Origin of the sequence: Vibrio renipiscarius (assembly GCF_000827885.1) — a bacterium.
GTDB lineage: Bacteria > Pseudomonadota > Gammaproteobacteria > Enterobacterales > Vibrionaceae > Vibrio > Vibrio renipiscarius.
Window position 1 is genome coordinate 65,211 of record NZ_JTKH01000013.1, and the last position, 21,312, is coordinate 86,522.

Sequence of the window (21,312 nt, forward strand, 5' to 3'; positions counted from 1 at the left end):
GCATCTCTACACTAGAGCCGTATGACATTACGGCTCTTTTTTTGCATTCACATTTTATAAACGGTAAATGGTTAATAAAGACAATATTTGTTAGGTTAGTGAGAATATACGTTTCGTGTCTTATTTCCCGGCAAATCAATAACAACTAAGGTCTATCTAGTCGTATGGATATAAAATTGCTGCCTGTTTCAGCTAAGTCGCTCTCAACACTCGCTTGTTCCGTTGCGCTGGGGGCCATCCTGTTTAGCCCCGCGAGTTATTCGCAGCAATGGTTATGCGGTGCATCGCCGAGCTCTGAGGAATCTTTAGCGTTACTCGATAGCGATTGCCCAATAGGGAAGGGATTGTGGGGCAAACAGCAACCGACAGAAAAAGACTCTGCATTTTGGATTCAGTGTGGTGTTTTAGCGAAGCCGCTTTCGGTTAAAGAAGCCAACAAGATAAATCAAAAGACGAGTGCCGATGTTTGGGCAAAAATGGAAGGCCGTAACGCCCGCTGTTTAATTGGTCCTTATAATAATTTTGCTCAAGCAAGCAATGACCTTCAAGCGGTAAGAACGCTTAAACCGTACAAACAATCTTTTATACGAGAAGTCAGTAACCGTGCCGACAGTGCGCGCATTGCACTTCAGTCACAACCGGGTAAAACGGTAGGTAAGAGTGCGGTTGATAGTATGGCTGATGGCGACATTGCGCCGAGTAAACCGCAAACGACCACGATGATGCCAGTGCCTCAAGCAAAAGCCGCGGTCAGCCCTGAGGTTTCGGCGGTGATTCCAACACCGGTTGATACACAAATATCGATACGCCGTCAGGCTTTGATCAGCGGAACCGAATATAAAGTCCCGTATTCCCTATTTAGCGATGTGCAGTTCTACATGGAGTACGCCATGCCTTGGAACCGTCTAGATTATGAAGGGGCGGCAACGCTCTGCCAGCAATTAGGAATGCAATTGCCTAATGACGAACAATGGCAAAAGTTGCTGGATGAGAACCTAATGAAAAAAGAACAATGGCCAATGCACTTGCCATATTGGGGGGCAGATCGAACAGGTCTATTTACCAGTGGTAAAACCAACCAAATCAAAGGTTCATCACTACTGAATGTGATGTGTGTGAAGTGATTCAATAGCCAATGATCATGCCATGCCACACCATTCGTAGTGTGGTCTAGCCAATCTAATACCATTTTTCTTTGTGAATCATATCAATAACATTAATTGATATGATTCTAAATTGTGCCTAAATAGGCATTTAGTCTATGAGCCAGATCACATACCGAACACTTATCGAATAAAATCGTTTGTATTTCAATCAATTATAAAAATCCCCCCTTGTAGGTTTTTTCTTACATGAATAAAATCGCGTGCGAGCGTGTTGGCATTTTGGAATGGATGTCACACTTTTTAAATCTACATAATTAAAGAATAATAATGAAATTAAAAACGACACTTTTAGCAGCATCAGTGGCTTTGGCATTAGTTGGTTGTGGTAGCGATAGCGATAACAATAACAATAGCAGCAGTGACAATAATGGAAATAACGGTGGTAGCACCTCTCAATTAGCAGAAAAAGCTGTAATTGCAGTGCCAACTGAAGGTAAATTTATCGATGCTAAAGTAATCGGTTTGTTCTATAAGACTGGTGATGTTACTGATTTCACAACCAATGAAGGCGCATTTGATATCGACCAAGAAAATCCAAATGTAACTTTCATTCTAGGTAATGAGTTTGGTGGTTTGGTGTTAGGTAGCTCTTCAGGTCGTCATGTGGTGACGCCATATGAGGCTGTTGGTACTCAAGATCGTGCAGTAAACCTAGCTCGTCTATTGCTAACAATTAATGAAAATGACGTAGATCCTGTTGATGCGGCTGAGATTGCTATTCCTTCGCAAATTACAGGTGCACTGGAAGGTTCAGAAATTCTTTCACTGTTAGCGAAAGTACAATTGGACGATTTTGAACCAGGTGTGGGTCTGAACGCTGTAAACGCAGTATTTACAGCATTGTCGATTCCGGTAGAGAAACTGGTTTCAGCAGAGGATGCATTGAAGCACTTTGAAACAGCGCCAGGCTCCCTAGCTAAAACAACAGATCGTGGTTCAGACGTAGCATTAACTCATTGGGCTAAGGGCTCTAATTGGACCTTTGTCGAACGTTCATCAAAACAACGCGTTAGCTACGATCATGGTCGTGATTTCGATTTAGTCTTACAGATGGATCGTACTTTAGGGGAAGAGTTGTACACTAAAGTGACGGGCCTATCTGTAATGTACTTTAAGTCGACTAAGGAAGCGTTAGTTGGTTTACCGGGCTCAAATGATGGTAGTGTTAGTGGCGATAAAATGGCTATGTACCTAACTTGTGAAGATCAAGGTGGTGAAGCTGACATTTCTCGCAATAATACCGATGGTTTCACAGTTGTGACTTGCGATGATGAAGCTATGTTTATAGAGGACATCGATCCTAAATTTGCAGCACTTCAATCAGCGGGTGGTAATTTTGTATATAGCTTTGTGAACCCGTCATCTACATCTGAATCTGAAGAAAAATTCCTTTGGAATGAAATGACGGAATTTGGAGGTGTTTACGAATGTATGGCTAAGTCATCTTGTACAGAACAAGCGATGACAAAGTACGAGGTAGTACGTCGTAATGATGCTGATGAGGGTGATTCACAAGAGCAGTGGCAAACGGAAACAATGTCGGGCTCATACGATCCAATCACAGATGTTTATACACAAGTACGTCGTAAATATGAAGAAAATAGTGGCTACATTTCTGAAGAAATCAATTTCATTTACCCAGTTGAAAAAATGGGAATTGACCGTTACGTTGATTTTGTAGGTACATGGAAAGTGACGAATACAGCTAACCATGGCTCTTCTGTCGTAACGGAAACTTGGGAGTTTACTGAAACTGGTGTAATCATTGATGGTAAAGAGACTAGTTACCAAGAGCTAGCGATGATGGATTACTGGTGGTTTGGAACGAATAAAGCAGGCCTATCAAAAGCAGCACTTGATCAGTTGAACAGTACTATTCGTTGGAATGACCGTATGGATGGTGAGAGTGAAGATAAGTTTAAAGTTAACCGCTTTAGCTATATTCCAGCAGGTAAAAATTGGGATCGTGGTGTACTAACCAGCTATACTCTAGATCAAGAAACAGGTAATAAATTATCTACAGTAACGATGCAAAAAATTTAATTTTTAAAATTTAGCATGCTAAAGCCCCAAAATTAATTTGGGGCTTTTTTTATTACTGCTAGTTAAGAGATATGACCATAAAAAAGCCACTCATGATGAGTGGCTCTTGGAAGTGAGGGTTAACGAATTGTGTTTTTTTTGCGCTTAGCGCATCGTTACGAATTCTTCGCTGCCCGTTGGGTGGATTGCCACAACTGAGTCGAAGTCAGCTTTGGTTGCGCCCATCTTCATCGCGACACCAAAACCTTGGATCATCTCGTCAACCGCAAAACCAATGCCGTGTAGACCAACCACTTTTTCATCATCGCCAGCACAAACCAGTTTCATTTTGCATGGTTGACGGTGTTGCGTCACTGCGGTGTACATTGCCGTAAAGCCAGAGGTGTAAACCTTCACATTCTCTTTGCCGTACAGATCTTCGGCTTCTTGAGTCGTTAGGCCGATAGTACCGATTGGCGGGTGGCTAAACACAACGGTTGGGACCAGTTTGTAGTCCATCTTCGCCTCTGTTTTGCCGTTAAATAGGCGCTCAGAAAGTTGACGACCGGCTTTAACTGCCACAGGCGTCAGTTCAATGCCGCCTTCCATGATATCGCCAACGCAGTAGATGCCTTTGACGTTAGTCTGTTGGTATTCATCCACTTTGATGTAGCCACGATCGTTGGTTTCAACACCCGTTGACGCTAGGTTGATTGCGTCTGTTGCTGGGTGGCGACCGATCGCCCAAATTAGGCTGTCGACGTTTTGGCTTTCACCGTTTTCAAGGTGAAGCGTAAGGCTGCCATCGGCTTCTTTGATGACTTCTTTTGGTACAGAATGGGTATGAAGCGTTGGGCCTTCAGCGTTCATCACTTCCACCAAGGTATCGATGATCATTGGATCAAAAGTACGCAGTGGTGATTCTTTACGGCAGAATAGGTGAGTCTCTGTGCCTAGCGCGCTCAGAACACCTGCGATCTCAACCGCAATGTAACCTGCACCAACAACGGCAACGCGTTTTGGTTGCTCGGTAAGCTCAAAGAAGCCATTCGAGTCGATACCAAATTCAGCGCCAGGAATATTTGGAATGCTTGGACGACCACCTACGGCAATCAGAATGTGATCAGCGGTGTAAAGCTCACCGTTCACTTCGACTGTTTTTTCGTCAACAAACTTAGCGAAACCTTTAATGACGTTAACTTTGTTGTTGCCCAGTACACGATCGTAAGATTCATGAATACGACCAATATAAGCTTGGCGGCTTTCAATCAGTTTGCCCCAGTTAAGGCCTTTGTATTCAACATCGAAGCCGTAATCTGGTGCGTATAGCTTCATTGCTTCCGCGATTTGTGCACCATGCCACATCACTTTCTTTGGTACACAGCCAACGTTCACACAAGTACCACCAAGGTCTTGTGCTTCAATTAGGGCTACTTTAGCGCCGTACATAGAAGCGCGGTTTGCTGATGCAATACCGCCGCTGCCGCCGCCAATACAGATATAGTCAAAATGAGTCGCCATTACTTTCTCCAATCATTGTTAGGGTGAGGCGAAATAGCATTGCTCAATTGTGGATGCTGACGTATCCCAAGCAATCTAACCTCATGCTCCCTGCTTAAATTTGTGTCCTATAAAACGTATATTGAGGGTGGAGCGGTTGAACTCAATCCACCCTCTGTTATTTTGTTGTGAGCCGCTTAGCTTTTATTGAACAATAAGAGGATTGTTCTGTTTTCTATGAAATCGTACGCCGTCTCTCACGGTTTTATTCTGGAACAATCCAATCCACTTTCCAGTGGCCTGTCGCGGGTGCGATGGCTTCTTTTAGAAAAGGTAAGATTTGTTTCATTTGGTTTTCTAGCATCCATGGTGGGTTGATCACAATCATGCCTGATGCCGTCATGCCACGCTCATTGGTGTCAGGAGAAACGCCCAACTCAATGTTTAGAATCTTACGAATGCCCAAACCTTCAAGGCCTTCGATCATATCTTCGATATCACAACGGTTTACCACCGGGTACCAAATCGCGTAAATACCGGTTGCCCAACGTTTATGGCTTTGAGCGATGGCTTGTACAACATCTCGGTACTCTTTCGCGAGCTCATAAGGCGGGTCAATCAGTACCAAACCGCGACGCTCTCTTGGCGGTAGGCTGGCGATAAGACGTTTGAAACCGTCTTCTTTGTAGATGCTGACTTGGCGATCGCGATGAAATTCTTGCTCAAGCAGTGGGTAATCGCTTGGGTGAAGTTCGGTTAACACCATGCGATCTTGTTCGCGGATTTGTGCGCGCGCTACGCGAGGTGAACCTGGGTAGTAACGCAGTGATTCGCCATTATTCAGCACGCTGATCGATTCAATGTAGCTGCGGATTTCTTCCGGTAAATTTGCGTGATCCCAAATTCGGGCGACACCTTGCTTGTATTCGCCTGTTTTTTCAGACCATTCGTGGGTTAAGTCATAACGACCGACGCCAGAATGCGTATCGTGGTACACAAATGGCGTGTCCTTTTGCTTTAAGGCATCAAGGATAAGGCTTTGAACGATATGTTTGACAACATCAGCGTGGTTGCCTGCATGGAAACTGTGGCGGTAACTTAGCAAGGGATACTCTCGAAATGGTCATGTAGACCATAGTCATTGCAATTAAGATTATGGCTTATTATATACCCAAAACAGGTTAGGATGCTTGTATCAAGCAGTAAGAAAGCGCTAAGCGATCTGAGGCACGTTTGTATCAATGGATGAGCATAATCATCAACGTGACTATTGAAAATCGCTTAATCTACCTATATTTAGTTAAGACGTAACTATTACATAAAAGACGAGCGCGTCAGTTCGCTTTGTGCAACAAAAGGAATGCATTATGTCCAATCCGCTTCTAACGTTTACCGACTTACCTCCGTTCTCGCAAATTCAGCCAGAACACATTAAGCCGGCAGTCGAGCAAGCCATTAGTGATTGCCGCGATAAAATTGAACAAGTGTTGGCAGGCAATACCGAGCCAACATGGGAAAACCTCATTGCACCGATCGAAGAAGTCGACGACCGTCTAAGCCGCATTTGGTCTCCAGTGAGTCATATGAATTCGGTGATGAACAGTGAAGCGTTGCGTGAGGCTTACGAGAGCTGTTTACCACTGCTCTCTGAATATGGCACTTGGGTTGGACAACACAAAGGATTGTTTGAAGCGTATAAAGCCATCAAAGCAAGCGAGGCATTTGCAGGCTTAAACCAAGCAGAACAAAAAACCATTACGGATGCCCTGCGTGATTTCGAATTGTCAGGCATTGGTTTGCCAGTCGAAGAGCAGCGCCGTTATGGTGAAATCAGCAAGCGCATGTCTGAGATTGGCTCACAGTTCTCAAATAACGTGTTAGATGCCACCATGGGGTGGAGCAAGCATGTGACTGACGTGAGCGAGTTGGCAGGTATGCCTGAGTCGGCATTAGCGGCCGCGCAAGCCGCCGCACAAGCGAAAGAGCTTGAGGGCTACCTCTTAACCTTAGACATTCCGTCTTACCTACCCGTCATGACTTACTGTGACAACCAAGCATTGCGTCAAGAATTGTATGAAGCGTATGTCACTCGCGCATCGGATCGTGGTCCGAATGCAGGTAAGTGGGACAACAGCGAAATAATCGCAGAGAAACTCAAGCTGCGTCATGAAATTGCCCGTATGCTTGGCTTCGCGACTTACAGTGAAAAATCTCTTGCGACCAAGATGGCCGAAAACCCGCAGCAAGTTCTGGGCTTTTTGAATGATCTTGCGACCAAAGCAAAACCTCAAGGCGAGCGCGAAGTGGAAGAGCTGCGTCAATTTGCGAAAAGCGAATGTGGCGTAGAAGATCTTAACCTTTGGGACATTGCGTATTACAGCGAGAAGCAAAAACAAAATCTATTCCAAATTTCTGATGAAGAGCTGCGTCCATACTTCCCTGAGCAAAAAGCGGTAAGCGGTTTGTTCGAAGTGTTGAATCGTGTGTTTGGCATGCAAGTGACTGAGCGCCAAGGTGTTGATACCTGGCATGAGTCAGTTCGTTTCTTCGATATTTTTGATAGTGAAGGCACGCTGCGTGGTAGCTTCTATCTGGATTTGTACGCTCGTGAACACAAACGTGGCGGCGCGTGGATGGATGATTGTCGTGGCCGTCGCATGACGCTATCGGGTGATCTGCAAACGCCAGTTGCGTACTTAACCTGTAACTTTAATCGCCCAGTTGGTGATAAACCGGCGTTATTTACCCATGATGAAGTTGTGACGTTATTCCATGAATTTGGCCATGGTATTCACCACATGCTAACGCAAGTGAGCACGGGAGCTGTATCGGGTATCAATGGCGTTCCTTGGGATGCGGTTGAGCTACCAAGCCAATTCTTAGAGAACTGGTGTTGGGAAGAAGAGGCATTGGCGTTTATTTCTGGTCATTATCAAACCGGTGAGCCTCTGCCTAAAGAAATGCTGGATAAAATGTTGGCGGCGAAAAACTTCCAATCAGCAATGTTTATTCTGCGTCAGTTAGAATTTGGCTTGTTCGATTTCACGCTACATGCCGAGTATGATCCGGAAGTTGGCCCTCGAGTATTAGAGACGCTAGCGGCAGTAAAAGCGAAGGTAGCGGTATTACCAAGCTTAGAATGGAACCGCTTCTCGCATAGCTTCAGTCATATTTTTGCTGGCGGCTACAGTGCGGGCTACTACAGCTACTTATGGGCAGAAGTTCTTTCAGCTGATGCTTTCTCTCGTTTTGAAGAGGAAGGCATTTTTAACCCTGAAACGGGTAAGAGCTTTTTGAACAACATTCTCGAAATGGGCGGCAGTGAAGAACCGATGGAGTTGTTTAAGCGCTTCCGTGGTCGTGAGCCAGAGATTGATGCTTTGCTTCGTCATGCCGGTATCACGGCTTAACGCCAGCGAGTTTGATTTAGAACTGCATTAAGCGAGATCGATAAAAGCCTTCCATTTGGAAGGCTTTTTGTTATTGAATCTTGGTGAAATGTTAGCTTTGCAGTTTGGATTTAATCAATTTATCAAGAGAGAGAGGGCCTGGTCCCCAAACCACTACGATGAGGATCATCAAGCCCCATAGCTGGTGGTCATAAAAGCCTTTTTCCCACAGCAATGGGTAAGAGACAACGGCGATAATATTAAACACAAACAAAATGGCCGCCATAGGGCGAGTGAATAAACCAAAAGCCAAAAAAACGGGCAAGATCAGTTCTGCTGCGGTTCCCATATAGGCCGCGATTTCCCAAGGGATCAGTGGTACTTGGTATTCCAGTTCAAAAAGATAAAGAGTGCTATCCCAAGAATTAAACTTAATCAGGCCGGAATTAAAAAAGACCCAAGCGACCCATAAGCGGCAAAACAATAACAGCAGTGGTACAAAGACACACTGGAGCTTGGCAATCATCGCGTCATAGTGGTCAATCCGATTCTTTCCTGCAGTTGTCATAACGCTCTCCTTAGTAATTATTTTCGCTTACGTCGTCGGATGACGTAAGCGTGAATCCTGCGATAACGCCTAATTCAATCATGGCGTTCAATGAACTCAGCAGCTGAGGTTCTATTTCAGCCAATGGTGTGTGCTTTTGCAGTTTCTGCAGTAAGTGAAAATCATGACTGACAAGGGGATGGCCTATGGCAACCCCATTGCTTGAGGTGATGACCACGCCTTGCTCGGGTTGATGGATATTTAAGTCGTTAATCTCATGGTTTTGTACGGCATGATGCAGAGAAAAAAGCGCATATTGGCTTGCGAAGAGTTGCGCATCAGGACGTAAGTGAAAGCAGATGTCTTCATGCTTTTCTGGGGGGAGTTGAGCCAGTTGCGCGAGTGGCATTAATGGCACCGGTTCGACATTAGCAAAGCACTGCTGACTGAGATCAAGTGCCCATTCAAAACGAGCCACCTCAGTACAATAGGGCGCAGCTTGCATCACCGCATCAAAACGCTGCAGAGTGTGGTCAAAATGCTGGCCATAGTCACTGACATCGCCCTTGCTTAACGGTTGGTTTAAGACGTGCTGACGAGCGATCTGTAAAAAGCACTCTTCCCCGAGTAACGCTTGTACGGTCGGGTAGGTGGCTTGCAACACTTCACTTAAACTAATGATGAAATTATTGCGATAGATCTGCATACGCTCTTCGGCACTAAAGCTATCGCTGATAATACCGCACGCTTCCCCTTCAGCTTGATAATGTAACGCTTTGGCAAATTGCTGCTGGAGTCTCTCGAGCTTCATGACGCTTTCCTCTGGGCACTTTTGGATAACGCTTTTTCTAATGGGTTATTGAGTGAAGAGGTTGGCGTTAATTCGGTCAGTATCGTGCTGGCTTTGCTGGCTTCATTAAGCAAAATATCAGGTGTGGGGATGTCGAGGTCCCATTCAATTAATGTGTGGCGCGAGCCATGTTCGGCTGACCATGCTTTAAATAATTGCCAAACGTCAGCGCTGACTGGGCGACTGTGTGTATCAATCCAAATTTCGCCTTTATCTAACTGTTTTGCGGTAAAACCTGCCAAATGAATTTCATCGACGGCAGCGGCAGGGATCCCCGCTAAGTATGCTTCGCTGCTGAATCCATGATTAAACGCAGAGACATGAATATTATTGAAATCGAGCAGTAAACGGCATTCAGTGCGCTGATGCACTTCAGCAAGAAAGTCCCACTCGGTAATCGTTGAGTGGTCAAATTTGACATAACTAGACGGGTTTTCGACGAGCAATGGTCGTTGCAGTGTTTCTTGTACTTCCAATACGTTGCGACAAAACACATCCAAGGCTTCTTCGGTGTAAGGCAGTGGTAATAGGTCATTAAAATGATGGCCACCGTTTTCACACCAGCTTAAATGGTCTGAAACGAAGATTGGTTCGACGTGATCCACCAGTGCTTTCAACGTGGTCAAATGGTCAGCACTGATACGCGCAACACTGCCCAGCGATAAACCAATACCATGACAACTAATTTGGTATTGCTCGCGTAAGGTCAGCAGCTGTCTTCGTGCGAGAGAGTGAGGTTGGAAATAGTTTTCGCTGTGAATTTCTAACCAAGATAAATGTGTAGGCTCGGATAAAAAGAAATCCATATGTGGTGAGCGCAAACCAACCCCAACGAGTGGATGCTGATCAGATAATGTCACAGGCTTTCCTTAAATAGTGTGATGATGGGTTTGGGGCGCAGTGAAATAAAAAGTAAGGTGCGCTGGTTGAGCGTCAGTGCACCAAAACTTAAGTGCCGGTCGTGTGTCGCTTAAGCCGACTCGTTGCTACCACCAGATAATTTGTCACACAAACCTTTCGGAACGACTACGAAAGCATCTTTTTGGTTATCTTCCTTGGCAGTGCCTGCGCATGAACTGGTTTTTGTTGCGCAGTCATTTTTACCCGCCTTAGCCACGCCGTAGCATTTTTCTTTGTCGGCTGCGACCGCTGGTGCTGCGGTTAACATGGTGCCACCTAATGCAACAAGACCGGTGATTACAGCGGTAACGGCTAGATTAGACTTTTTCATAGTAATTTCCTCTGACTGAATTCCTTGGTTTAAATTTGGCAGACTGTTCAACAGTTTGCTCACTTAAAAGGATAGAAAAACCGCGTGAAAACTTTCATTAAAATTAGGATAGCGGGCTAAATGTTGCTTATTTGTTACTTAATCGATTGATGTTTAAGCAATAAAAAAGTGGAAAAAAATTCTCCGTTTTGTGCACATATCGCATAGCTGTTTAGGTTATAATCAACTTTTATGTATAAATAACCAGTAGCTTAGCCATGATAGATCCTTCTTTACTTATCGACGGTCTGAACGATAAACAGCGTGAGGCTGTCGCCGCTCCAATCGAAAACCTACTTGTTCTTGCTGGTGCAGGCAGTGGTAAAACACGCGTGCTTGTGCATCGTATTGCTTGGTTAATGTCGGTTGAGCAAGCGTCACCGTTCTCGATTATGTCCGTGACCTTTACGAATAAAGCGGCGGCGGAAATGCGTGGCCGTATTGAAGAGTTGATGATGGGCAGTTCGTCAGGTATGTGGAATGGCACCTTTCATGGTATTTGCCATCGCATTCTACGTGCACATTATCTTGATGCTAAGCTACCGGAAGACTTCCAGATTATCGATTCAGATGATCAGCAGCGCTTACTTAAGCGCTTAATCAAAGCTCAAAATTTAGATGAGAAGCAGTGGCCACCTCGCCAAGTCTGCTGGTGGATTAATGGCAAAAAAGATGAAGGTTTACGACCTAATCACATTGACGCCTACCATGATCCAATTACTAAAACGTACCTGCAATTGTACAGCGCTTATCAAGAAGCGTGTGACCGTGCTGGCTTGGTCGACTTTGCCGAAATTTTGCTGAGAGCTCACGAGCTGTTGCGTGATAAAACGGCCATTCGTGAGCATTATCAAGCGCGTTTTAAACATATCCTGGTCGACGAATTTCAAGATACCAACAACATTCAATACGCTTGGTTACGTATGATGGCTGGTCGTGATACTCACGTGATGATTGTGGGTGATGATGATCAGTCGATCTATGGTTGGCGTGGTGCTCAAATCGAAAACATCGAAAAGTTCACCCTTGAATTCCCAAGCGTCAATACGATTCGCCTAGAGCAAAATTACCGCTCGACCAAGACCATTCTTGAAGCATCGAACACCCTAATTGCCAATAACACTGAGCGCATGGGTAAAGAGCTGTGGACTGACGGTAAAGTCGGTGAGCCTATTTCGGTTTATTCGGCTTACAACGAGTTGGATGAAGCTCGTTTTGCGGTGAGCAAAATTAAAGAGTGGCGAGAAAAAGGCGGCGTGTTGAATGACACGGCGATGCTTTATCGTAACAACGCCCAGTCTCGTGTATTAGAAGAAGCTTTGTTGCAAGCGGGTTTACCTTATCGTATTTATGGCGGTATGCGATTCTTCGAGCGTCAGGAAATTCGTGATGCATTAGGCTACTTGCGCCTGATTAACAATCGCGATAACGACGCGGCATTTGAACGTATCGTAAACACGCCAACGCGTGGTCTTGGTGATAAAACGTTAGAAACCGTGCGCTTTGCGGCGCGCGATCGCGGTTGCACCATGTGGGATTCTTGTGTGGCATTGATTGATGAGCAAGTGCTGACCGGCCGAGCAGCGGGTGCGCTAAGCCGCTTTATTGAACTGATCAATGCCATGGAAGATGACACGCGCGAAATGTCATTGCATGAGCAAACTGACCATGTGGTGAAATACTCGGGTTTGTTTGCGATGTACGAGCAAGAAAAGGGTGAAAAATCCAAAGCACGTATTGAGAACTTGGAAGAATTAGTTACCGCAACTCGTCAATTTGAAAAGCCGGAAGAAGCGGATGAGATGAGTGAATTAACCGCTTTCTTAACCCATGCTGCGCTAGAAGCGGGTGAAGGGCAAGCCGATGAATTTGAAGACGCGGTGCAACTGATGACATTGCATAGCGCAAAAGGCTTGGAATTCCCAATGGTGTTTATGGTTGGCGTCGAAGAAGGGATGTTCCCAAGTCAGATGTCAGCAGAAGAGGCAGGGCGTTTGGAAGAAGAACGCCGCCTTTGTTATGTCGGCATGACGCGTGCAATGGAAAAGCTCTACATTACCTATGCGGAAATGCGCCGTTTGTATGGCCAAGATAAATACCATAAGCCATCACGTTTTATTCGTGAACTTCCAGAATCGTGTCTAGATGAAGTGCGCATGAAAGCGCAAGTCAGCCGTCCTTCAAGTAGCGGTCGTTTCAGCCAAACGGTGGTAAAAGAGAGTTTCAACGAAACCGGCTTTACGCTCGGTTCTCGTGTTCTCCACCCGAAATTCGGCGAAGGCACCATCATTAACTTTGAAGGCAGTGGCCCACAAAGCCGCGTACAAGTCGCCTTTAATGGTGAAGGCATCAAGTGGTTAGTGACCGCTTATGCACGATTAGAAAAGCTCTAATCAGCAAACTAAATTGAACTCAAAGGCGTACTTCGGTACGCCTTTTTAGTATTTGGCCTATGGGTGTCCAAAAGCTATTTAATCCGTTCTGCTCTCAACATTGACGATGAGAATAGAGGAATTAAAGAGGGGGTTTTCAAAGTAGTGGGGATAGTAGCTAGGCGATAAATAAGTGAATCCCCTGAGCATAGTGAGCTATGTGATGGGATGAGTGAAAATTGCCAACAACGCAGCAGCAATAAATAGGCAGGTAAAAAAGAAAAACCCCGAGGGGCTAGGCCCTTCGGGGTTATGGTCTTACTCGCAGCAATCCGGCTACTAAAAGTGCTCCATGCATCAAATCCATGATAGTGTGCTGCAGTCCTTCAGCGTATTCCTTTCGTCGCCATCCTAGCGGTGTCCTTGACCTTATCCTGGTCTACTAATCTTCCTGATTAGCTCTCATCACTTGATCCCTGAGCGGTGTCCATGACATCTTCCTGATGTTCAGTCCTTGCCTCGTCCAGAGGTGTCCATTTCCCATCCTTAGTAGCAACCATCCTAGTTACTATTGCGTCCGTTCAATGTCCTATTTGCTATCCGTGCCGATTATTCATCCTAAATAACCGTATCTTCTTCCTGAAGATGACCTATTCCTTGGCCGTTTCCTGTTCCGTGTCAGAATCCTTCCGACAGGGTTTATATTACGACTTTCTCGATTCAGAACAATTGATGTAATCGATTTCTTTGTAGTAGCCAGTTAAGTGCTAATGGCTATTGTCTATATTTATCAAGTACTTGCGTGTTTTTGTGCGTTTTTTTCTTTGAAAGAATATGCAATGTCCCAAGCGTCTTGTAAGAGATCTCTCACAAGAGCTAGGGCAGATCGGCGATCTTGATGCAAAAATTATAGCCACGTTAGTGAAGAAAGAGTGGTCCACAAAATCGTTAAGCCAATCAAACTAAAGAGAATTCCGCACGCACCATCAATATATTTGCTGGCCTGATACAGTTTTTTCTGTAAGCGCGCACTGGATAATAGCCAAGCCAGTAAAGAGAACCATAACAACGATAAGCTCCACAAAATCAATAACGCAGCCCCTTTGCCAGCGAGTGACATGGTCGCAGGGACAAGGCTCGACATTAAACTGACAAAAAAGACGAGCGCCTTGGGGTTGAGAATGTTGGTCATAAAACCCCGTGAGAAGGCTTGGCGTTTATTGCTCAGCAGATATTGCGATTTATTTTTAGTACCTGATGACTCTTCAGATTGAAATGCCCCACGTAATGCGCCTATGCCTAGATAGAGTAAGTAACTCCCGCCTAATAATTGCAGCGCGGCAAATAATGCGGGGTGTTGCTGTACTAAAAAGCTTACGCCAGTCAGGCTGAAAATAGAATGGAGCAAGATGCCGCAGGATAACCCCAAAGCAATAAATAGCCCGGTTTGGCGGCCATAACGCGATGCGTTTTGCACCACTAAAGCAAAGTCAGGCCCTGGGCTCATTAGCGCGACCCAATGCACAGCAGCAAGAGTTGCAAGGATGGTTATTTCGTTCATGACAAGATACTAGGTAGGAATAATGGTGTGATTATCACTGTTTGATGTGCTTCAGGCTTGTAAATTTTGATCACTCACTGATTTTAGCTGGAGGAACGCCAAAATTATGTTTGAAGGCTTTGCTGAAGTGAGCTTGGTCATAAAAGCCGATTTGATGGGCGACATAGGTGGCGTTGTGGCCTTGTTGCAGCAGTCTCATGCCATGCTCCAAGCGCAGCCTGCTTAGCCAAGCATAAGGGGTGATCCCCATTTGCATTTTAAAGTGGCGTTGAAATTGGGTGGGCGTTAAATGACACAAGTTGGCCAGTTGTTCTAAGCGGATCGGTTGATCAAGATGATCGAGAATAAAGGATTTTAATGTGGCGATGGATTGGCGACCGAGTGGGGTTACTTTTTCTTGTTGGCCATAACCAAACTGGGAAAATAGCTGATCAAACCCTTCCAGCGGTAAGCAATCTTTAGCGAGTTGACTCTGTGAATCATCACCTAGTAATCGATGCAGTTGGTAAAGTTGATTAAAAATGGCGGGATTCGAAATAATCGTCTGACGGAAACTCAAAATCTGATCGGGTTGAGTGTATTGCGCAAGCTGTGTTAGCCAGCTTGGGTCGATGACAAACACTTTAGTTTGGTAGCCACGTTCCAATACCGAGTTGCCGTCGTGCAATTCATCCGGTGCCATGAGCACGACTTGGCCTTGCCCGATATGATGTTGTTGACCTTGATGGTGAAAACGCTGTTCGCCCTGGGTGATGAGCCCAATGTGAAAATCAAGATGATAGTGGCGTTGAAAGGCGAACTGTTGATATCGCGCATCAATCAAATTAATCGATTCACTGATGGTGTTGCTGTATTTAACACTATCCATAAAAAAATAAGCTTGGTGAACATTTCACCAAGCTTATCGAGCGAGCAATAAATTGTCTTGTATAAAATTAACGGTTGAGTGCTTTTTTATTACGACGGTTGTTACGCAAACCATCAACGCTAAAGACCACCAAAGCGCCCCAGATAAAGACAAAGGTAAGGGCTTTATCGAGGTTGAAAGCTTCCCCATAAACCAATACGGCCAGTAAGAACATTAAACTTGGGCCAATGTATTGGAAAAATCCGAGTGTAGAGAGCTTTAATCGGGTCGCCGCGCCGGTAAAACACAAGAGTGGCAAAGTGGTAATCACACCCGCTGAGACCAATAAAATATTTAATGTCATCGGGTTGAGTTCTAAATTGGAGGTCGCAGAATCGGCTATCCATAACAGATAGATTGCGGCCGCAGGCAATAAGACTAAGGTTTCAATAAATAATCCGGTTTGATCGCCAACGCTGACTTTTTTTCGTAGTAAGCCATAAAAACCGAAGGAGCATGCAAGCCCGATGGCGACGATAGGCACCGAGCCAAAAGCCATGATTTGAACCAGAACGCCACCAGTGGCCAGCGCCACTGCCACCCATTGCATTTTCCTTAAGCGTTCGCCCAAAAATAGCATGCCGAGTAACACATTGATCAGTGGGTTGATGAAGTACCCTAAGCTGGCATCGAGCATATGGTTGCTGTTGACCGCCCAGATGAAAATCAACCAGTTCGAACCAATCAGTACCGATGAGGTGAGCAGGTAGAGCATTTTGCGCTTATCGACCATCACATCACGCACACTGTGCCAGTGGCGGCCAAAATGGAGCAGGGCAGCAAGTAAGAAAAAGGACCAAACCACGCGATGGCTTAATATTTCTAAGGGGGCAACAGCGCTTAGCGATTTAAAATAAATCGGAGCGATACCCCACATGGTGTAAGCACCAATAGCAAACAGGATACCTTGGCGCGATCGTTGTTGTAATTCTTCTGGAGTCATACAAGATCACTAACTGTTTTAAAAATGAGGGGAATTGGCCAGTATAAAAGCGGCCTGATAAAACGCCTAACAATTTGCAGTTTTATTCGCCAGCGTTCCCCACTACAATGTGCCACTTACCTCGCACTGAGTAACTGAGAAATAGATGACCTCGACACTTTTAGCCCAACCTGACGAAGAGATAACTGTCACTGCACAAAGTGTGCTTGAACAGGTGTTTGGTTATCAACAATTCCGTTCAGGACAAGAGCAAGTGATTGAGGCGGCGATTCAAGGCCAAGACAGCCTTGTGATCATGCCTACAGGTGGCGGAAAGTCGCTCTGTTATCAAGTTCCTGCACTGGTTCGTCATGGCTTAACCTTGGTGATTTCGCCTCTGATTTCATTGATGAAAGACCAGGTGGATCAGTTAAAGGCTGATGGCGTGGCGGCAGAATGCGTTAACTCAACCATGTCGCGTGAAGATCTTATTTCTGTCTATAACCGGATGAATTCCGGCGCCCTTAAGCTGGTTTACGTCTCGCCAGAACGCGTATTGATGCGTGATTTTATCGAGCGTTTGCAAGGGTTGTCTCTGAGCATGATTGCGGTTGATGAAGCGCATTGTATTTCTCAATGGGGACATGACTTCCGACCAGAATATGCCTCGCTTGGTCAACTGAAACAATATTTCCCGCACGTGCCATTTATGGCGCTAACCGCGACCGCCGATGACGCAACGCGTAATGACATTGTCAGCCGTTTGCAGTTGGTTGACCCGCTAAATTATTTAGGCAGCTTTGACCGCCCGAATATTCGCTATACCTTGCTGGAAAAACATAAGCCGGTTTCACAGATCATTCGCTACCTTGATACTCAAAAGGGGCATTGCGGCATCATTTATTGTGGCAGCCGTAAAAAAGTCGAAATGGTGACGGAGAAACTGTGCAATAACCACATTCGTGCGGCGAGCTATCATGCCGGTCTAGATGCGGATGAACGCGCTTACGTGCAAGAAGCTTTTCAGCGTGACGACATTCAGATCGTTGTCGCCACCGTCGCTTTTGGTATGGGGATCAATAAACCCAACGTGCGCTTTGTGGCTCACTTTGATATTCCACGTAATATTGAATCTTACTATCAAGAAACCGGTCGAGCGGGTCGTGATGGTTTGCCGGCAGAAGCGGTGATGCTGTATGACCCTGCGGACATTAGCTGGCTACGCCGCATGCTAGATGAAAAACCGGAAGGGCCTCAAAAGCAGGTCGAAGCCCATAAGCTCAATGCCATGAGTGCGTTTGCAGAAGCGCAAACTTGTCGTCGACAGGTATTGCTCAATTATTTTGGCGAATATCGTGATAAGCCGTGTGGCAACTGCGATATTTGTTTAGATCCGCCTAAGCATTTTGATGCCACACAAGAAGCACAAAAAGCCCTGTCGTGTGTTTATCGGGTCAATCAAAGCTTTGGTATTGGCTATGTAGTGGAAGTACTGCGCGGTATGCAAAATATCCGTATCCGCGAGCAAGGCCATGATAAGTTATCAACCTATGGTTTAGGGCGTGATCACAGCCATGATTATTGGGTGAGTATTTTCCGTCAGCTGATCCATAAAGGTTTATTGTTCCAAAATATCACCCGCAATTCGACGCTACAGTTGACCGAAGAGGCACGCCCGCTATTGCGTGGCGACATGACTCTTGAGCTTGCGGTGCCACGTCTGGATACTGCCGCTCGCGCTGCAAAATCAGATAAACTCTCGAGTAAGAATTACGATAAAAAGCTATTTGCTAAATTACGTAAACTGCGAAAATCGATTGCAGATGAAGATGGCTTGCCACCTTACGTTGTCTTTAGTGACGCAACCTTAATTGATATGGCGGAAATATTGCCGATGTCTTATGGCGAGATGTTGGCCGTGAACGGGGTTGGTCAGCGCAAACTCGAAAAATACGCAGATCCATTTTTAGACCTCATTCAGGATCACATCACTCAGCATGGTTAATAAAATGGAATTTGGCTTGATCGAATATCAAGCAGAGCAGGGAAGAGTTGTACTCAATACACCAGGTTTTGATTTTGATTCTTTCCCGCAATTAGGTGAGCGTTTACTTGCCGCATTGCCCGCGACCGTGATTGAAAAGCAATGTGATGCAGACATTCACTCTTGGCTGATTGATTTTGAAGAGTGCCAAATGTTTCTCAAAGCCGAGCATTACAGCGAAAGTGTTTGGTTTGAAAGCCTCTCAGGTATGCATTGCCAAGACGAGCTTTCCTTCCTTGCAACGTTGTTCCAACAAGGCTTTTGTTTGCCTGAACAATAGGCATTTTGTCGTTCCAAAATCCATCTTGCAGACAAAGCTGGTTAATGTATAATCGCCCGCCTCTTGCTGTTCGGTATAAACACGACACAGTCAGGACACATTCACTTTTATTTTAAACATTGTTGGTAAGTATTCGCTTCGTTTCTCTTTTTGAGATAACTCAGTGAGCACGATTTGGGTTCCCTCACCCCCAAACCAAACTAAAAAGGTATCGCATGAGTAACTTTACGTCTGCGCAACAGCGCAACGCCCTTCTATATTTGGCTACATTCCACCTGATCATTATTGCATCAAGTAATTATTTGGTTCAGTTGCCTTTTACCGTTTTTGGCTTCCACACTACGTGGGGTGCTTTTACATTTCCCTTTATTTTCCTAGCGACTGATTTAACGGTTCGTGTTTTTGGTGCTCAAATGGCGCGTAAAATCATCTTTTTGGTGATGTTACCGGCGTTGATCGTCTCTTACCTACTGTCAGTTGTTTTCTTTGAAGGTCAGTATCAAGGCTTTGCTCATCTTGGTGAGTTCAATGTGTTTGTCGCGCGTATTGCGGCGGCAAGCTTTATGGCTTACTTACTTGGCCAAGTGTTGGACGTGCAAGTCTTTAACCGTTTACGCCAGATGAAACAGTGGTGGATTGCACCAACGTGTTCAACCTTGTTTGGTAATGCAATCGACACGATGGCATTTTTTGCGGTGGCATTTTACCAAAGCCCAGATCCATTCATGGCCGAGCATTGGATGGAAATTGCATTAGTAGACTACGGCTTTAAATTGGTGATCAGCCTTGGCTTGTTTGTACCAATGTATGGTGTCTTACTGAATTTCTTAGTGAAGAAACTCACGGCAGTAAACCCAGATTTTGAATTAATGGGTGCCATGAATAAAGCGTCTTAGGTAATGCGATACCACTGAAAAGACAAAGCCCGCATTGATAGCGGGCTTTTTTGTATCTGTTAAGAATGGCGCTTTTGAGAGTTCGCGCTGAGTTTAACGACTGATAATGGTCAGTGGCCAGCCAATATCACTTTGACGGTTTGCTTCAATTTCTAATTCGCTTGCGGTAAGCGGATTACTCGCCAACCATTGAGCATCAATAAATAAAGTGAGCTTATCGCCTTCCGACTGCAAAATAACGTGTGGTTCTAATGCTTGTTGGCGACGATGAGTTAGTTGAACCGATAAACGCAATAATCGAAGCACACGTTTCGCACTCGCGCTTGAAATAGCGTGTTGTTCTGGTAAAGAATTCAGCTGTTCTCGGTAACGACGAACGACTTCGGCAAGTAAGTATTTTTGTGCTCGCGTGTAGCCAGGCAGGTCGAGATTTTTGAGTAGATAGGCGGCGTGTTCGCCCCCTTTCTTGATGTCAATCGCGAGCCCTATTTCATGCAATTTTGCGGCAGTTGTAAGCATGGCAATCGCTTGTTGCTCAACCAACCAATCTGGTTCGCATTGGCTGAGTAAACGTTGGGCAAGATTGGCAACTTGTTGGCCATAAATGTCGTCTATTTGATAACGACTTTGTACGCTTGCAATGGTTCGAGCGCGTATGTCATCTTGCTTGAGTTCGTCGACCATTTCATACACTAAGCCTTCGCGGAGAGCTCCGCCAGCTAAGGTCATCGAGTCGATGTTCAGCAGTTCGAAGATGGCGATAAGAATAGAGAGACCGCTAGGGAAAACCAAAGCGCGTTCGAGGGTTAACCCTTCGATGTCCAATTCTTCTAAATGATCAGCCAGCATCGCTTGCTTTTGCAGGCGCTTTAGTTTGGCATGAGTAATTACCTCATCCATTCCTTGCGCCAGCATGATTTCTTGTAATGCTTGTACCGTGCCAGAGGCTCCGACACAAACATCCCAGCCTAACTCGGTGTATTGTTCAAAGATGGGGTGTAAGGTTGCTTTCGCAGCTTCAATTGCATGATTGAAGTTCGTGATATTGAGTTGGCGATCTTTAAAGTGGCGATCTAACCAAGTCACACAGCCCATTTTTAGGCTAGTGAGCGCTTTGGCTTCAAAGCCTTCACCAATAATTAGTTCGGTGCTTGCTCCGCCAATATCAACCACTAAGCGACGTCCGCTTCCCCCTGAAGTATGAGCGACACCTTTATAAATGGTGGCCGCTTCTTCTTCACCACCAATGACCTCTATTTTATAACCGAGAATCTGGTTTGCTTTCTCTAAGAAAACATCCACGTTAGTCGCCGTACGTAATGTTGCCGTACCGACAATACGAATGTTTTCTTGAGGGATATCTTGCAGTCGCTCTGCAAATAAACTCAAGCAATCCCAACCTCTTTGCATGGCTTCTTGGCTTAACGAATTGTGTTCGTTCAACCCAGCGGCAAGGCGAACCTTACGCTTAATTTTCGCCATGGTCTGAACGCTGCCATCAATATGACGCACAACGAGCATATGAAAACTGTTCGACCCGAGGTCGATAGCGGCGTACAGCGGAGAGGGGACAACTTGGCTCATAG

At 45.4% G+C, this 21,312-nt stretch carries 17 protein-coding genes; 7 read left to right on the top strand and 10 right to left on the bottom strand.

The genetic code is table 11. The features are described 5' to 3' along the window. The first annotated feature begins 164 nt into the window (after positions 1-164). Positions 165-1,124 (top strand): SPOR domain-containing protein, encoded by a 960-nt coding sequence (locus OJ16_RS09570; RefSeq protein WP_040989814.1) that lies wholly within the window; start codon positions 165-167, stop codon positions 1,122-1,124. A gap of 309 nt (positions 1,125-1,433) precedes the next feature. Further along, on the top strand, positions 1,434-3,209 hold the full coding sequence (locus OJ16_RS09575) for a hypothetical protein (RefSeq protein WP_040989817.1): 1,776 nt from the start codon (positions 1,434-1,436) through the stop codon (positions 3,207-3,209). Positions 3,210-3,353: 144 nt separating this feature from the next. On the opposite strand, the gene gorA is transcribed toward OJ16_RS09575, so the two are convergent. Both gorA and OJ16_RS09585 read right to left on the bottom strand, forming a co-directional pair. Continuing rightward, positions 3,354-4,709 carry a glutathione-disulfide reductase gene (gene gorA, locus OJ16_RS09580; protein WP_040989819.1) on the bottom strand — a complete coding sequence of 452 codons (1,356 nt, stop codon included), beginning with the start codon at positions 4,707-4,709 and terminating at the stop codon, positions 3,354-3,356. A 244-nt stretch (positions 4,710-4,953) separates the two neighbouring features. Further along, positions 4,954-5,793, bottom strand: coding sequence for a 23S rRNA (adenine(2030)-N(6))-methyltransferase RlmJ (locus OJ16_RS09585; RefSeq protein ID WP_040989821.1), 840 nt, complete (start codon positions 5,791-5,793; stop codon positions 4,954-4,956). A gap of 262 nt (positions 5,794-6,055) precedes the next feature. Between OJ16_RS09585 and prlC the strand changes: the two genes are divergently transcribed. After that, the gene (gene prlC, locus OJ16_RS09590; RefSeq protein WP_040989823.1) at positions 6,056-8,098 is read left to right on the top strand and encodes an oligopeptidase A; all 2,043 of its coding nucleotides are present in this window, start codon (positions 6,056-6,058) and stop codon (positions 8,096-8,098) included. Between the two features lie 91 nt (positions 8,099-8,189). On the opposite strand, the gene OJ16_RS09595 is transcribed toward prlC, so the two are convergent. The 4 genes from OJ16_RS09595 to OJ16_RS09610 all read right to left on the bottom strand — a co-directional run bounded on the left by OJ16_RS09595 (position 8,190) and on the right by OJ16_RS09610 (position 10,705). Continuing rightward, positions 8,190-8,645: a DoxX family protein gene (locus OJ16_RS09595; protein ID WP_040989825.1), complete on the bottom strand. Its 456-nt coding sequence runs from the start codon at positions 8,643-8,645 to the stop codon at positions 8,190-8,192. 10 nt (positions 8,646-8,655) lie between these two features. Further along, positions 8,656-9,435: an HvfC/BufC N-terminal domain-containing protein gene (locus tag OJ16_RS09600; protein WP_040989827.1), complete on the bottom strand. Its 780-nt coding sequence runs from the start codon at positions 9,433-9,435 to the stop codon at positions 8,656-8,658. After that, a complete protein-coding gene (gene bufB, locus OJ16_RS09605) occupies positions 9,432-10,334 on the bottom strand; it encodes an MNIO family bufferin maturase (RefSeq protein WP_040989829.1) in 903 nt (300 codons plus the stop codon). The genes OJ16_RS09600 and bufB overlap by 4 nt, the downstream gene beginning before the upstream one ends. A 110-nt stretch (positions 10,335-10,444) precedes the next feature. Next, on the bottom strand, positions 10,445-10,705 hold the full coding sequence (locus OJ16_RS09610) for a BufA1 family periplasmic bufferin-type metallophore (RefSeq protein ID WP_040989831.1): 261 nt from the start codon (positions 10,703-10,705) through the stop codon (positions 10,445-10,447). Between the two features lie 257 nt (positions 10,706-10,962). Here OJ16_RS09610 and uvrD point away from each other — a divergent pair, with 257 nt between their 5' ends. Further along, the gene (gene uvrD / locus OJ16_RS09615) at positions 10,963-13,137 is read left to right on the top strand and encodes a DNA helicase II (protein ID WP_040989833.1); all 2,175 of its coding nucleotides are present in this window, start codon (positions 10,963-10,965) and stop codon (positions 13,135-13,137) included. An 886-nt stretch (positions 13,138-14,023) separates the two neighbouring features. On the opposite strand, the gene OJ16_RS09620 is transcribed toward uvrD, so the two are convergent. The 3 genes from OJ16_RS09620 to rarD all read right to left on the bottom strand — a co-directional run bounded on the left by OJ16_RS09620 (position 14,024) and on the right by rarD (position 16,527). After that, positions 14,024-14,677: a LysE family translocator gene (locus tag OJ16_RS09620; protein WP_040989835.1), complete on the bottom strand. Its 654-nt coding sequence runs from the start codon at positions 14,675-14,677 to the stop codon at positions 14,024-14,026. 70 nt (positions 14,678-14,747) lie between these two features. Further along, positions 14,748-15,545, bottom strand: a complete 798-nt coding sequence (locus tag OJ16_RS09625) for an AraC family transcriptional regulator (protein WP_040989837.1) — start codon at positions 15,543-15,545, stop codon at positions 14,748-14,750. Positions 15,546-15,612: 67 nt separating this feature from the next. Next, a complete protein-coding gene (rarD, locus tag OJ16_RS09630; RefSeq protein ID WP_040989838.1) occupies positions 15,613-16,527 on the bottom strand; it encodes an EamA family transporter RarD in 915 nt (304 codons plus the stop codon). Between the two features lie 145 nt (positions 16,528-16,672). Here rarD and recQ point away from each other — a divergent pair, with 145 nt between their 5' ends. From recQ to OJ16_RS09645, 3 genes are all read left to right on the top strand, one after another. Beyond that, positions 16,673-18,511: an ATP-dependent DNA helicase RecQ gene (gene recQ, locus OJ16_RS09635; protein WP_040989840.1), complete on the top strand. Its 1,839-nt coding sequence runs from the start codon at positions 16,673-16,675 to the stop codon at positions 18,509-18,511. Then, a complete protein-coding gene (locus OJ16_RS09640; RefSeq protein WP_040989841.1) occupies positions 18,504-18,830 on the top strand; it encodes a DUF3630 family protein in 327 nt (108 codons plus the stop codon). Before recQ ends, OJ16_RS09640 begins: the two co-directional genes overlap by 8 nt. Before the next feature lie 215 nt (positions 18,831-19,045). Continuing rightward, complete coding sequence (locus OJ16_RS09645) at positions 19,046-19,726, top strand: 7-cyano-7-deazaguanine/7-aminomethyl-7-deazaguanine transporter (protein WP_040989843.1); 681 nt, start codon at positions 19,046-19,048, stop codon at positions 19,724-19,726. A 93-nt stretch (positions 19,727-19,819) separates the two neighbouring features. Here OJ16_RS09645 and gppA read toward each other — a convergent pair whose 3' ends face one another. Beyond that, a complete protein-coding gene (gene gppA, locus OJ16_RS09650; RefSeq protein ID WP_040989844.1) occupies positions 19,820-21,310 on the bottom strand; it encodes a guanosine-5'-triphosphate,3'-diphosphate diphosphatase in 1,491 nt (496 codons plus the stop codon). Between the last annotated feature and the right edge of the window lie 2 nt (positions 21,311-21,312).

What these genes read in the sequence shown, in the direction of transcription:
- gppA (WP_040989844.1), bottom strand. Translation starts at nt 21,310, where the DNA reads ATGAGCCAAGTTGTCCCCTCTCCGCTGTACGCCGCTATCGACCTCGGG.
- OJ16_RS09640 (WP_040989841.1), top strand. Translation starts at nt 18,504, where the DNA reads ATGGTTAATAAAATGGAATTTGGCTTGATCGAATATCAAGCAGAGCAG.
- OJ16_RS09620 (WP_040989835.1), bottom strand. Translation starts at nt 14,677, where the DNA reads ATGAACGAAATAACCATCCTTGCAACTCTTGCTGCTGTGCATTGGGTC.
- OJ16_RS09600 (WP_040989827.1), bottom strand. Translation starts at nt 9,435, where the DNA reads ATGAAGCTCGAGAGACTCCAGCAGCAATTTGCCAAAGCGTTACATTAT.
- recQ (WP_040989840.1), top strand. Translation starts at nt 16,673, where the DNA reads ATGACCTCGACACTTTTAGCCCAACCTGACGAAGAGATAACTGTCACT.
- rarD (WP_040989838.1), bottom strand. Translation starts at nt 16,527, where the DNA reads ATGACTCCAGAAGAATTACAACAACGATCGCGCCAAGGTATCCTGTTT.
- OJ16_RS09645 (WP_040989843.1), top strand. Translation starts at nt 19,046, where the DNA reads ATGAGTAACTTTACGTCTGCGCAACAGCGCAACGCCCTTCTATATTTG.
- OJ16_RS09625 (WP_040989837.1), bottom strand. Translation starts at nt 15,545, where the DNA reads ATGGATAGTGTTAAATACAGCAACACCATCAGTGAATCGATTAATTTG.
- OJ16_RS09575 (WP_040989817.1), top strand. Translation starts at nt 1,434, where the DNA reads ATGAAATTAAAAACGACACTTTTAGCAGCATCAGTGGCTTTGGCATTA.
- gorA (WP_040989819.1), bottom strand. Translation starts at nt 4,709, where the DNA reads ATGGCGACTCATTTTGACTATATCTGTATTGGCGGCGGCAGCGGCGGT.
- OJ16_RS09570 (WP_040989814.1), top strand. Translation starts at nt 165, where the DNA reads ATGGATATAAAATTGCTGCCTGTTTCAGCTAAGTCGCTCTCAACACTC.
- OJ16_RS09595 (WP_040989825.1), bottom strand. Translation starts at nt 8,645, where the DNA reads ATGACAACTGCAGGAAAGAATCGGATTGACCACTATGACGCGATGATT.
- OJ16_RS09610 (WP_040989831.1), bottom strand. Translation starts at nt 10,705, where the DNA reads ATGAAAAAGTCTAATCTAGCCGTTACCGCTGTAATCACCGGTCTTGTT.
- prlC (WP_040989823.1), top strand. Translation starts at nt 6,056, where the DNA reads ATGTCCAATCCGCTTCTAACGTTTACCGACTTACCTCCGTTCTCGCAA.
- uvrD (WP_040989833.1), top strand. Translation starts at nt 10,963, where the DNA reads ATGATAGATCCTTCTTTACTTATCGACGGTCTGAACGATAAACAGCGT.